The organism is Bacillus pumilus (genome assembly GCF_009937765.1).
Taxonomy (GTDB): domain Bacteria; phylum Bacillota; class Bacilli; order Bacillales; family Bacillaceae; genus Bacillus; species Bacillus pumilus_O.
The window spans coordinates 2943098-2955765 of sequence record NZ_CP047089.1 but is presented as its reverse complement, the minus strand read 5'-3'; the positions used below and the strand labels follow the sequence as shown (position 1 = coordinate 2955765).

The window sequence follows — 12668 nt, the reverse complement described above, 5'->3', positions numbered from 1 at the left end:
TTTTTTATATCCGCTGTTCTAGCTGAAGTAAATATTTCTTTCGTTCGATCCCGCCGCCGTAGCCGCCGAGCTCACCACTTGTTTGAATGACGCGGTGGCATGGAATGATGATCGCCAACTGATTGGCACCATTTGCATTCCCTACCGCCCGGACCAAATGCGGGTCTCCCAGCATCACAGCAAGATCTAGGTAAGAACGAGTTTCGCCTGAAGGAATGCGTGTGAGCAGGTCCCACACCTTCATTTGAAAAGGAGTGCCATGCAAGGAAAGTGGGACTGTAAACTGCGTCAGTTTTTTCTCGAAATATAAGGTCAATTCCTTTGCCAATTGTTGATGGGCGTTTGTTTCCCCGACTAAAATGCGGGCATGATGCTTTTTTCTCATGTTTTCAATTTCCTTTTCAAGTCCCCGCCTGTCCATAAATTCCAGTAAATACACATGCGCGGCATCTGTCACGCTGATCATCCGTCCAATCGGTGTAGAAATAAAATTGGCATGAAGAATCTTAGTCTGCGCCTTTTTAGGGGGATTGCCCATAATTTTTGTAAAGGCATCATTGAAGGCACTCGAAGATTCATAGCCCAAGGCGACCTGCTGGTCAATCACTTTCTTTCCATTCAGAATTTCTTTAAAGGCAAGTCCCATTCGGCGTGATCTTGCATATTGAACAAAGGTCATGCCGTAGATTTCTTTGAATTTCCGCCGTGCTGTTGCAGAGTGAATGCCTAGCTGACGAAAGTCCTCTTCTTTCCAGCGTTTTTCAGGATGTGTTTCAACTGCTGAAACGAGTGTTTTAACTTCTTCTGGAATGCTGTTAGGGTATGTTAATGGTGTGCAGCGCTTGCACGGACGATATCCTGCTAGCAGTGCTTCCTCTGCTGTAATGAAAAATTCACAGTTTTCATATTTGGGTTTTCTAGCGGTACATGTGGCATGGCAGAAGATACCTGTAGTCTTAATGCCGGCGAAGAATGTGCCGTCATATTGCGGATCCTTGTCAACAAGTGCTTGATAAAATTCATGTTTCTGTTCGTCGGTTATCATCATACGATCCACCTCTTGGTTTTCATTTTTTTGCTGATGCAACGGATGATCTGTAATGCAGCATCCTAAAGTTAACGTTCATCACTTCAATCTGAGTTCATTATACCAGCGATATGATCGTTCCTTTGACGTCTGAGCGTGTCTAGCTTGGTCTGAGTTCCATTTTTTTTGTTTTAGTTCATATACTTTAGTTGTTTCTGTTTCATTTCTTCATATAAGGTTTCAACTTCTTGTTCGTAAAGTACGGTCTCTATGTCCTTGTATTTACGCTTGATCGTCAATGTAATAAAAATTAAATGGATTGTCATATACGCCATTTCCCTTCGGTTAGCAGCACGCAAATATCCCGCAGATCTTCTTGATCAGTTGATCTGTTTCTAACATTTAGTATACGCTGGTTCGAAATCATTTCTTTCGAAAAATGAACAAGTATATTTGAACAGGGAGAGCAAACTGGTAGACCGGCAAATTGGGGTGTGATAAGATTTTTAATACAGAATCTGCTCTCAGTCAGGTCTGTTTATGATGAATTGGTTTTCTAGGGTTCCGTGCGCAGGTGCAGTCTGGTCCGATAGAAAACACATAAGGTCTTTAGAAGAGACCATATGGACACGGAGGGATAAAAGCCCCGGAGATTTGATCAAACGATCGATTTCCAGGCTTTTTTTGTTGGTTGGAATCGTTCAGAAAGGAGAAGATCAGATGAAATGGGGAAATGTCTTTATTGCGGCCATCTTTGAAGTCGGCTGGGTGATGGGGCTGAAATATGCCAACTCGCTCATAGAATGGGGCGCAACCATCGTTTGTATTATCGTGAGCTTTTATTTACTCATGAAAGCAACAAGTGTACTGCCAGTTGGCACACTTTATGCTGTTTTTACTGGTCTTGGGACAGCAGGTACCGTCGTCATAGGTATGATGCTTGGTGAGCCGGTTCAGCTTGTCAAACTGCTTTTGATTGTCATGCTTTTGTGCGGTGTATTAGGACTGAAGCTGACAACAGGAGAAAAGAAGGGAGAGGCTGAATCATGAGCTGGCTTTTACTAATTGGAGCAGGCATCTTAGAAATGCTTTGTGTGACCATGATGAATCAATTCCAAAAAGACAAGCATGTCAAATGGATTTTATTCATTGCGGCTGGCTTTTCGATGTCCTTTCTGATGTTGTCTCTTGCGATGAACACGATTCCGATGGGAACGGCGTATGCCATTTGGACTGGAATCGGAGCTGCTGGAGGCGCCATGGTCGGTATGCTTTTTTACGGAGAGTCGAAAGATGCAAAACGTATTTTTTTTATCGCATTGATTTTATCTGCGGCAGTAGGATTGAAAATCATTGAATAAGAAAAGGCTGGCAGATAGATGCCAGCCTTTTGTTACATCGAATGATGATTGGAATCGTTTTCATTTTTGCGATAAAGCTGGCTCACAAGTAGAAAACACACACCAAATGTGAGAAAAGGAATAAGTCTTTCACCGGCTATAAAAAGGGAAATACCTGTGATCAGACAAACGATGCCGAGCCAAAAGCTCACTTTTCCAAACAAAGTCATACTTTTCATCTTCATCACTCCTTTTATGATAAAAGGTCTATTCACATTATATCACGCTAGGTGCAGAATTGAATGAATATTCAATAAAAAATAGGGCTCTACATTGCTTTTTCTCTTTCCAGTCCAGTATAATATTTCATTAGAATGAAAACGTAAATGAGGTCATGATACATGAGAACTTTGATAACAGAGAAACTTGAATTACACAGACAAAAGCATGAGCAAAAAGGAAGATTGCTTGTCAGCTGCCCGGATCAGCCTGGAATTGTATCCGCTGTTTCTTCTTTTTTATTTGAGCATGGAGCAAATATCATTGAATCCAGCCAATACACAACAGATCATGAAAGCGGCAGGTTCTTTTTAAGAATTGAATTTGATTGGAAAGACATCTCAGCAAATATGGATCAGCTGAAGCAGCAGTTTGAGCCAATTGCATCTTCATTTCAAATGACGTGGAGCATGTCGCGTGCAAGTGAGCTTAAAAAGCTGGCGATCTTTGTGTCAAAAGAGCTTCATTGTTTGCATGAGCTCCTATGGGAATGGCAAAGCGGCAATTTGATGGCTGAAATTGCGGTCGTGATTAGCAATCATGAAACGGCAAAAGACACAGTAGAAGCGCTTGGGATCCCGTTCCATTTTGTGAAGGCGAACAAAGACATTCGCAAAGAAGCAGAAAAAGAGCAGCTCGCATTATTAGAAGAGTATGATATTGATGCCATTGTGCTTGCTAGATACATGCAAATTTTAACGCCTGGCTTTATAGAACAGCATCCGAACAAAATCATTAATATTCATCATTCCTTCCTGCCAGCGTTTATCGGTGCAAATCCATATAAGCGAGCATATGAGCGAGGAGTCAAATTGATAGGCGCGACTTCTCATTATGTGACCAATGATTTAGATGAAGGACCGATCATTGAACAGGATATTGAGCGAGTAGATCACCGGGATGATGCGGAAGCTTTAAAAAATATCGGTCGAACAATTGAGCGGAGTGTGCTTGCTCGTGCCGTCAAATGGCATCTAGAAGATCGAATTATTGTACATGAGAATAAAACGATTGTATTTAATTGACCGCTTGACTTTTCCTTTGCAATTGGTGATAATATAAAAAAATTAACGAGCGTTGAAAAGGAATAGTAAGCAAGAACTGATGCGTAAAGAGAGCAAATGACATGCTGAAACATTTGCCGCAGACAGCTGCTGAACCTGCCCTTTGAGCCTTAGAGGAAAAATCTAAGCGCATGCCTGGCGTTACAGGAATTGAGTGGAATAAGCTGGATGTATGCTTATTCAATGAAGGTGGTACCACGGAAAATCCCTTTTTCGTCCTTTACATAAGGAGAAAAAGGGATTTTTTTGTGCCTAAAGGTATAGCGGAGGGAATCAATAATGAAAAAGCAAAGGATCGTCATCAAAATTGGCAGTAGTTCATTGACAGAGCAAAAAGGAGCCATTGATGAACAAAAAATGCAAGATCATGTGAGAGCGATAGCAAAGCTGAAAGAGGCTGGACATGAAATCATTTTAATTTCATCAGGAGCCGTCGCAGCAGGGTTTGGCAGCTTAGGGTACCCATCAAGACCTGTGACCTTAAAGGGAAAACAGGCAGCCGCCGCCGTTGGTCAGGGCTTGTTAATGCAGAAATATACAGAACTATTTTCACAGTTCCACATGACACCTGCTCAAATGCTTTTAACCCGTAATGACTTTTCAGATCGTACAAGATATCGCAATGCTTACGCAACGATGATGGAGCTACTGGAAAGAAAAATTTTACCGATTATTAATGAAAATGATTCTGTTTCTATTGAGGAGCTTACCTTTGGTGATAATGATATGCTGTCAGCTCTTGTCAGCGGTTTAATTCATGCAGATCAATTGATCATCTTAACAGACATTAACGGAATTTATAATGCAAATCCAAATGAGCATCCTGACGCAAAGCGTTTTGATGTCCTAACACACATTTCAGAAGAATTGTTTTCATATGCGAAGAGCACAGGCTCAAAAGTGGGGACAGGCGGGATGAAATCAAAGCTGTCTGCTGCACAAACGGCACTTTCACTAGGCGTGAAAGTCTTCATTGGTACAGGTACTGGTGAGGATAAGCTGCTTCATATTCTAGCAGGTCAAGGAGACGGAACGTATATCGGAGAACAGGACTTATCAGCTGTTAACAACCGCCGTCAATGGATTCAATTCCATTCACCCGTTTCTGGGAAAATCATGATAGATGCAGGAGCAGAAGCAGCGATTTTGCATCATGGCAGAAGTCTTCTTCCAGCTGGTGTCATTGATGTCGCTGGTGACTTTTCTAAAGGAGAGGTCGTTGAAGTCGTCGGTCCAAACGGACTAGTAGGTAAAGGACAAACCTTGTACGCATCCGATGAACTTCACGGTATTAAAGGACTGCGAAGTGATGAGCTTTCTAATGAAAAGCCTGAAGTTATACACAGAGATCACTGGGTACAGCATGTACAAAACTGAGGAGGGAATATGATGAACGAAGTTCTTGAAAAAGCAAAAAAAGCAAGTATAGCCAAAGATCAGCTGCTCCTAAAAACAACGGAGCAAAAAAATGCAGCTTTACATGCCATTGCAACTGCACTTAAAGCATCTTCCACTTATTTAATCGATGAGAACAAAAAGGATGTGCAAGCTGCAGAGGAAAAGCAGCTCACGCCTTCTGTTATTGACCGGATTACACTTACAGAAGAGAGAATTGAAGCCATCGCAGACGCGACCCTTCAACTCATTCACCTAAAAGACCCAATTGGTGAAACATTAGAAACCATTCAAAAAGAAAACGGTCTGTACATCGAAAAAGTACGTGTGCCTCTTGGAACGGTTGGAATGATTTATGAAGCAAGACCAAACGTGACCGTAGATGCTGCCACCCTTTGTTTGAAAACTGGGAATGCTGTTATTCTTCGCGGGAGCTCTTCTGCTATTCATAGTAATAAAGCGATTGTGAAAGTGATCCATGAAGCGCTTCACACAACAGATATTCCAGTAGACAGTGTGCAATTAATTGAAGATACAGGTCGTGAAACGGCGAAAACGCTGTTCACTTTAAATGAATATCTGGATGTCCTCATTCCGCGCGGTGGGAAAAATTTAATTGATCTTGTCGTGAGAGAGTCTACCGTGCCAGTGCTTGAGACAGGTGCAGGGAACTGTCATATCTACATTGATGAAACAGCGAAATACGAAATGGCTGAGCAGATTGTGCTGAATGCTAAAACCCAAAGGCCATCTGTTTGCAACGCAATCGAAAGCATTGTCATTCATGAAACATGGGCAAAAACATATGGCGCTTCGTTATTTGAAGCCCTTCATGCAAATGGGGTAGAGATACGGGGCGATGAAGCTGTATGTGCCCTTGCGCCTAGTGCTTCATTAGCTACTACAGAAGACTATGAAACAGAGTTTTTAGCACCGATTGTCAGTATTAAAATCGTAGATAACATAGAAGAAGCGATACAGCATATTCAAACGTATAGCTCCAAGCACTCCGAAGCGATCATTACGGAAAATGATCAAAACGCGTCACTTTTCTTAACAGCTGTCGATGCTGCTGCTGTCTATCATAATGCCTCTACTCGGTTCACAGATGGCTTTGAATTTGGCTACGGAGCAGAAATAGGAATTAGCACACAAAAACTGCATGCAAGAGGACCTATGGGTCTACCTGCCTTAACCTCTGAAAAGTTTGTCATTCGCGGTCAAGGACAAATAAGAGAATCATGAATTCAAAAAGAGAGTCTTGTGACAATAGGCTCTCTTTTTCCTTTCATTTTTGTATTTCTCCGGTCAAGTATGATAAAATATGGTAATGTTTTATATTTTGAGAAGATTGGAGAAGGCAACATATGGCGAAAATCATTCCCTCTTCGGATATTGGAGTGAAAATCAATAAGTGGTATGAATTAATCCGCAGATTTGATTCAGAACAAGCAGAACAATTAAAGCAGGAAATTCGCACCTCTCTTGATTCAATGGAAGAAGATCAGAATTTGCTTCTCTATTTTTCTTTAATGGAATTCAGACATGAGGTCATGCTCGATTATTTAAAGCCATTAAAGGAAGGAAAGCTTCGCGCCAACTTTTCCGAGCTTTCGAAAGAAATAGATGAGCATCAAACACATGTCACAGGCATGCTTGAATACTACTATCATTTTTTCAGAGGCATGTATGAATTTGGCCGTAGGCAGTACATTGCTGCTATTTCGTCTTATCAAAAGGCAGAGCACAAGCTTTCTTTTGTGTCAGATGATATTGAACGTGCGGAATTTCATTTTAAAATGTCAGAAATATATTATCACATGAAACAAACACATATCTCGATGCATCATGCCAAGCTGGCGCTGGAAGTCTATATTCAGCATGAGCTATATGCGCTTCGCACGATTCAATGCGAATTTATTGTGGCTGGTAATTATGATGATATGAGAAGACATGAAAAGGCATTACCACATCTCGAGAGAGCGCTTGCGAGATCAAGAGACTTTCAAAATGTGCGTTTTATTGCTTCCTCTTTGTTTAATATGGGCAATAGTTATTACCGAATGGGAGATCTTGACCGCGCACTCGAACTAATGAAAGAATCCATCTCGTTATTTGACCAAAATCAATCCGATCACCTTCGTCGATCCATAGACCCTCTTTATACAGCCGCTCAGATATTATACAAACAAGGTAAACACGAAGAAGCCTTACACTACAGAGAAGAATGTATGAAGCGAGCAGAAGCACTTCAGGATGACATTCATATTCAAAAGACGATATTTTTAGAAGCATTGTATTTAAAGCAAGATGCGGAGCATATTAAACGAATTTTTCATTTTTTAGAGTCTGCCTATGCATATCCAGATATAGAGGAGCTAGCATTAGACACCGCAAAGTATTATAATGATATGGAAGATTATGAGAAATCTTCCATGTTCTATGGAGAAGCGGAACATGCTCGAATCTATATTCAGAGAGGGGATTGTTTATATGAATTTTAAAAAATGGGCAGTCGTCTGTACAAGCATCACCATCCTAGCGTTATGGCTGACAGCAGCAAATGCCGACCCAGATAATAGAAACCATACGCTACAACAACCAAATGCGCAGCATGACATCATCTAAAAGCCCTTATTAAAGGGCTTTTTAGGTTGTTGACAAAGGGCTAAAATGATCTTTATTTTAGCCCTTTGTCTTCTTTTCAGCGTGATAGAAAACCTTTGAAGTCTAGGAAGGACGAGCATCGGAGCGGAGCGAATTTGACATTCGTGAGCACCGGAGCGCAGGACTGACAACGAATGCGAGGGTTTGTCTACACGCTGAAAGCCCTTATTAAAGGGCTTTTTTACTGTCTACATAAAAGAGAGGCGAGAAGGAAATCTTAAAAAAAGAGTGTGTATTCGTTGACTCTTGATTTTAAATTGTGTACAATTCAATTGTAGAAAATATTAATGGAGAGAAAGAGGGTTATATACATGTCAGAAGTTTTATTTACTGCAACGGTTTCAGCTGTCGGAGGAAGAGAAGGAAAGGTTGTTTCAAATGATGGAGTGCTTGAGCATGATGTAGCAATGCCTGGAACACCAAGAGCGAAAAAAATAGAAAAAGCAACAAACCCAGAGCAATTATTTGCAGCAGGCTACTCTGCATGTTTTGATTCAGCCCTTCAAATGGTCGCAAGACAAGAGCGTATCCGTTTTGAAAGTGAAGTAACAGCACATGTGAGCTTAGTCAAAGACAGTTCAGATGGCGGCTTCAAATTAGGCGTTAAGTTAGAAGTAAAAGGAACTGGAATCGAGCAATCTGCATTAGATGAGCTTGTTCATAAAGCACACGGCGTCTGCCCATATTCAAAAGCAACTCAAGGAAATATCGAAGTAGAATTAGTAGCTGTCGCACAATAATTGATATCATAAAAGGCTGAGGGAATATTCCCTCAGCCTTTTGATTGTGTTAATTTTTGCAAAAGCTCATGCAAAGACGCGCGCAATGTTTTTAACTCTTCGTCCGATCTGCCTGTCCCAGAAAGCATCTGAAATGGAATGGCAGTAGCCTTCTCTTTTAGTTGCTCGCCATATTCCGTTAAACGAATTTGCACAGAACGTTCATCCTCTTTCGAGCGCTCGCGGATGATGAGACCGTTTTGCTCCATCCGTTTCAGCATAGGTGTGAGTGTACCGGAGTCTAAATATAAAAGTTCTCCCATCGTTTTCACATTTAATGTTCCATGCTCCCACAATAAAAGCAGTGCCAAATATTGCGGATACGTAATGTCTAACTCTTCTAATAACGGTTTATACTGCTTCGTCATCTCTCTTGAACTTGCATATAACAAGAAACAAAGCTGATTTTCCAGCTTCATATGTTCGAATTCATTTGTCATGTCAGTCACCAACTATTTTTTGTCATACTTATTATTGTATAAGATTTTCTTCTTTTTTAAAATAAATACAGCCCAAAAACGAAAAAAATCTTGAATGTGCGATAAATGTTTGAGAAATGGATAGAACGTGAAAGGAATAAATAGATAAAGGAGGAGATGAAGATGAAACCATTATTCACAGCAAAAGTAAAGGCACAACATGGAAGAGCTGGACATGTACGTTCAGAAGATGGTGTGCTCGATCATAATATTGTCATGCCTAATGCAAAGAAAGATGGAGAAACTGGTACGAATCCAGAGCAATTATTTGCAGCGGGCTATGCAGCTTGTTTCGGAGGGGCACTTGAGCAAGTAGCGAAAAAGCAAGGGATCGACATTGAATCAGAAGTTGAGGGACATGTCAGTCTTTTAAAAGACGAAAGTGATGGCGGATTTAAGCTTGGTGTCAAGCTAATTGTGTCTGCAAAAGGACTTGACCATGACAAAGCGAAAGAGCTAGCCCATGCTGCGCATGAATTCTGTCCATATTCAAAAGCAACAAGAGGAAATATCGAAGTAGAGCTTGAAGTGGCTGAATAAAAAAAGTTCACTATCATGATGAAAAAAGACACCTGCTCATGAGCAGGTGTCTTTTTTTAATATTCTTTCTTTTGTTCGTATGTTGCCCATGCTTCAAATGGTGCAAGGGTTTTTTGAAGTGTCAGCTGATAAAATGGAATATTTCTTGATTCGTAATCTTTATTGATTTCTTCGTAAATAAACGAGTCATCAAAGCCAGAAACTGCTGCATCCTGATGTCCAGCAGCAAAATAGACCGCTTTTGGTCTAGCCCAGTAAATAGCGCCAAGGCACATTGGGCAAGGCTCACAGCTTGTATATAAAATACAATCTTCTAATTGGTATGTATTCAGCGTTTGGCACGCCTTTCGAATGGCTGTGACTTCAGCATGTGCGGTTGGATCATTCGTTGTTGTCACATTGTTGCTTCCCTCAGCAATAATCTGTCCATCCTTGACAATGACTGCTCCAAAAGGGCCGCCAGTACCACTATTGACTCCTTCTACTGCAAGATCAATTGCGCGTTGTAAAAAATCTTCGTGATTCATTGTCTTCCTCCCTTTGTTCGACTGACTTCTCTAGTATAAACGAATCATGCTAGAAAAGGAAACATCCTAGTAAATGGTCACAAAGGATAATTTGCACATAAAAATCCCCCGCCGTGATAGCAGGGGAGAAGGAATCAATTATGCATGCTGCGCCAGCTTTTTACGAGCGACTTCAGCTGCCGTTACCATGTTTTTCAAAGCAGCAATGGTTTCAGGCTCTTGTCTTGTTTTTAGTCCACAGTCAGGGTTCACCCAGAAGCGATCTGTCGGGCATACGTTCAATGCATCATCTATGATTTGACTCATTTCTTCGACAGATGGAACGCGCGGGCTATGGATGTCATATACACCAAGTCCCAGACCCTTCAAATACGGATGTTTCTCTAAATAATCGAGGAATCCGCCATGACTTCGTGAATGTTCAATTGTGATCACGTCGGCATCAAGGTCTTCGATCGTGTCTACAATATCCTCGAAGTTACTGTAGCACATATGTGTATGAATTTGCGTTTCATTTTGAACAGATGATGTTGATAGTCGGAATGACTCTGCTGCCCAGTTTAAATAGTCTGCCCAATCACTTTCCTTGAGCGGAAGACCTTCTCTAAGTGCAGGTTCATCCACTTGAATGACTTGAATCCCTGCTTCTTCTAACGCTTCTACCTCTTTACGTAATGCGAAAGCGATTTGGAAGGCAATGTCTTTTCGTGAGATATCTGTTCTTGGGAAAGACCAGTTTAAGATGGTGACAGGACCTGTCAGCATTCCTTTGACCTTTTTCTCCGTTAAGCTTTGTGCGTATACCGTCTCTTTCACGGTCATTGGTGCTGTAAATTCGACATCTCCATAAATAATTGGCGGCTTCACGCAGCGTGATCCGTAGGATTGTACCCAAGCAAATTTCGTAAAGGCAAATCCGGCTAGCTTTTCACCAAAGTATTCAACCATGTCTGTACGTTCAAATTCTCCATGTACGAGAACATCCAGACCGATTTCCTCCTGAATATCAATCCATCTTTTTGTTTCTTTCTTAATAAATTCATCATATTCTGCATTTGTCCATTCATTTTTACGCCATTTTTGTCGAGCGCTGCGCACTTCAGCAGACTGCGGGAAGCTGCCAATGGTTGTTGTTGGTAAGAGCGGCAGTTCAAGAGATTCGTTTTGGATACGAAGGCGTTCTTCAAAGGCAACAGGACGCTTAAAGTCTTTCGATGAAAGGTTGTTGCGTTCCGCTGTGAAATCCGCATTGGTTCCTTTTGCAAATTCTTTTAAAGTAAGAAGTGCTTGCTCGGCTTCATTGATGGCGGCTTCAATCGCTGCGGCGCCTTTTGTTAACCCTTCTTTTAATGTTGTTAATTCAGCCAGCTTTTCAGTGGCATAAGACAGTCCGTTTAATAGTTTTTCTTCAAGCTGTTCGCTTGGGTGTTTTGCAACGGGTACATGAAGTAAGCTGCTTGAAGGCTGTAACCATACTTCCTTCGGCTGAGCGCCGGCAATGACCTCAGAAACGAACGTCAATCTTTCGCCAAGATCTGACCTCCAAATATTTCTTCCATCAATGACGCCTGCTGCTAAAATTTTGTCTTTCGGGAATCCGTGTTTTTTCACTTGATCAAGATTGCGTCCTTGATCATGGACAAAATCAAGACCGATAGCTTCAACAGGGTATGTGACAAGCTCTTCATACGCATCTACTGAATCAAAGTATGTTTGAAGAAGAATATTTAAGGCAGGTACGGCTTCTGTGATCGTTTGATAGATTTCTTTGACGGCTTTCACGTCTTCATATGAAGCTGTGACAAGTGCTGGCTCATCAATTTGTACCCATTTGACGCCGGCTTCTTCAAGTTCTTTTAAAAGCTGTGTATAAAGAGGGATGAGGCGCTGCTGAATCTCTTTTACTTCATTTGGTTCATAGCCTTTAGAAAGTGATACAAATGTATAAAGACCAAGTACAACAGGTTTTGTTTCAACACCAAACGCCTTTTTCACCTTTTCGTAAGCTTCAAGCGGTTTGTTATGTGTGAGTTTGAATTCGGTGCTTTTTTCGTATTCTGGAACGATGTAGTGATAGTTTGTATTAAACCATTTTGTCATTTCACTTGAGACAGCATCTTTTGTTCCTCTTGCTATCGCAAAGTATGTATCTAGCGGGTCCTTTAAGCTGCGGAAGCGCTCTGGAATCCAATTGAACATAACAGCAGTATCGAGCACGTGATCGTAGAAGGTAAAGTCTCCAGAAGGAACAACATCAATTTGTTGATCAATTTGTGTTTTAATGGCAGTTAAAAATTGTTCATCAAGTGTGCTTAAGAGGGTTTCACGGTCCGTTTGACCTTTCCAATAAGACTCAAGTGCTTTTTTCCATTCTCTGTTTAAACCAATTCGCGGAAAACCTAGATTACTTGTTTTAACAATTGTCAATTCCAATTCCTCCTCTAAATATAAAAAGACATTTACACTCACGGTGAAGATTGATGAGGGCAAATGTCTGGTTTAAAAAGACAAAATGTGTGTGCGAAATAAGGCGTGAGCAGAACTGACGCTTTTTCCGACATCTCCTATCAA

Annotated in this window: 15 protein-coding genes, 1 riboswitch and 1 other annotated feature; of the genes, 9 read left to right on the top strand and 6 right to left on the bottom strand. The window is 41.2% G+C overall.

Features of this window, described 5'->3' with window-relative positions:
* Positions 1-4: 4 nt before the first annotated feature.
* Complete coding sequence (locus GPS65_RS14540) at positions 5-1048, bottom strand: bifunctional transcriptional activator/DNA repair enzyme AdaA (RefSeq protein WP_119124745.1); 1044 nt, start codon at positions 1046-1048, stop codon at positions 5-7.
* 170 nt (positions 1049-1218) lie between these two features.
* A complete protein-coding gene (locus tag GPS65_RS14535; protein ID WP_119124746.1) occupies positions 1219-1353 on the bottom strand; it encodes a YrzI family small protein in 135 nt (44 codons plus the stop codon).
* A gap of 219 nt (positions 1354-1572) precedes the next feature.
* Positions 1573-1681: riboswitch (guanidine-I (ykkC/yxkD leader) on the top strand.
* 66 nt (positions 1682-1747) lie between these two features.
* Between GPS65_RS14535 and GPS65_RS14530 the strand changes: the two genes are divergently transcribed.
* Together GPS65_RS14530 and GPS65_RS14525 are read left to right on the top strand one after the other, a co-directional pair.
* Positions 1748-2077, top strand: coding sequence for a DMT family transporter (locus tag GPS65_RS14530; RefSeq protein WP_119124747.1), 330 nt, complete (start codon positions 1748-1750; stop codon positions 2075-2077).
* Positions 2074-2388 (top strand): DMT family transporter, encoded by a 315-nt coding sequence (locus tag GPS65_RS14525; protein ID WP_012009690.1) that lies wholly within the window; start codon positions 2074-2076, stop codon positions 2386-2388. Before GPS65_RS14530 ends, GPS65_RS14525 begins: the two co-directional genes overlap by 4 nt.
* Positions 2389-2420: 32 nt before the next feature.
* Here GPS65_RS14525 and GPS65_RS14520 read toward each other — a convergent pair whose 3' ends face one another.
* Positions 2421-2606: a hypothetical protein gene (locus tag GPS65_RS14520; protein ID WP_034663011.1), complete on the bottom strand. Its 186-nt coding sequence runs from the start codon at positions 2604-2606 to the stop codon at positions 2421-2423.
* Positions 2607-2768: 162 nt separating this feature from the next.
* Here GPS65_RS14520 and purU point away from each other — a divergent pair, with 162 nt between their 5' ends.
* From purU to GPS65_RS14490, 6 genes are all read left to right on the top strand, one after another.
* Positions 2769-3671, top strand: a complete 903-nt coding sequence (gene purU, locus GPS65_RS14515; protein WP_012009692.1) for a formyltetrahydrofolate deformylase — start codon at positions 2769-2771, stop codon at positions 3669-3671.
* A gap of 43 nt (positions 3672-3714) precedes the next feature.
* Positions 3715-3934 (top strand) — a binding site (T-box leader).
* A gap of 55 nt (positions 3935-3989) precedes the next feature.
* Entirely contained in the window at positions 3990-5087 is a 1098-nt protein-coding gene (gene proB / locus GPS65_RS14510) for a glutamate 5-kinase (RefSeq protein WP_012009694.1), read from the top strand.
* 12 nt (positions 5088-5099) lie between these two features.
* Complete coding sequence (locus GPS65_RS14505; protein ID WP_012009695.1) at positions 5100-6350, top strand: glutamate-5-semialdehyde dehydrogenase; 1251 nt, start codon at positions 5100-5102, stop codon at positions 6348-6350.
* Positions 6351-6472: 122 nt separating this feature from the next.
* Positions 6473-7609 carry a response regulator aspartate phosphatase gene (locus GPS65_RS14500; protein ID WP_012009696.1) on the top strand — a complete coding sequence of 379 codons (1137 nt, stop codon included), beginning with the start codon at positions 6473-6475 and terminating at the stop codon, positions 7607-7609.
* Complete coding sequence (locus tag GPS65_RS14495; protein WP_012009697.1) at positions 7599-7733, top strand: hypothetical protein; 135 nt, start codon at positions 7599-7601, stop codon at positions 7731-7733. Before GPS65_RS14500 ends, GPS65_RS14495 begins: the two co-directional genes overlap by 11 nt.
* 350 nt (positions 7734-8083) lie before the next feature.
* Positions 8084-8512 carry an organic hydroperoxide resistance protein gene (locus GPS65_RS14490; RefSeq protein ID WP_012009698.1) on the top strand — a complete coding sequence of 143 codons (429 nt, stop codon included), beginning with the start codon at positions 8084-8086 and terminating at the stop codon, positions 8510-8512.
* Positions 8513-8544: 32 nt separating this feature from the next.
* Here GPS65_RS14490 and GPS65_RS14485 read toward each other — a convergent pair whose 3' ends face one another.
* On the bottom strand, positions 8545-8991 hold the full coding sequence (locus GPS65_RS14485; protein WP_088004324.1) for a MarR family winged helix-turn-helix transcriptional regulator: 447 nt from the start codon (positions 8989-8991) through the stop codon (positions 8545-8547).
* A 162-nt stretch (positions 8992-9153) separates the two neighbouring features.
* On the opposite strand from GPS65_RS14485, the gene ohrB reads away from it, so the two are divergent.
* Positions 9154-9570 (top strand): organic hydroperoxide resistance protein OhrB, encoded by a 417-nt coding sequence (ohrB, locus tag GPS65_RS14480; RefSeq protein ID WP_012009700.1) that lies wholly within the window; start codon positions 9154-9156, stop codon positions 9568-9570.
* Between the two features lie 56 nt (positions 9571-9626).
* Here the strand turns inward: ohrB and guaD are convergent, their stop codons facing one another.
* Together guaD and metE are read right to left on the bottom strand one after the other, a co-directional pair.
* Positions 9627-10097 (bottom strand): guanine deaminase, encoded by a 471-nt coding sequence (gene guaD / locus GPS65_RS14475; protein ID WP_012009701.1) that lies wholly within the window; start codon positions 10095-10097, stop codon positions 9627-9629.
* A 138-nt stretch (positions 10098-10235) separates the two neighbouring features.
* Positions 10236-12524 (bottom strand): 5-methyltetrahydropteroyltriglutamate--homocysteine S-methyltransferase, encoded by a 2289-nt coding sequence (metE, locus tag GPS65_RS14470; protein WP_012009702.1) that lies wholly within the window; start codon positions 12522-12524, stop codon positions 10236-10238.
* Positions 12525-12668 lie beyond the last annotated feature (144 nt).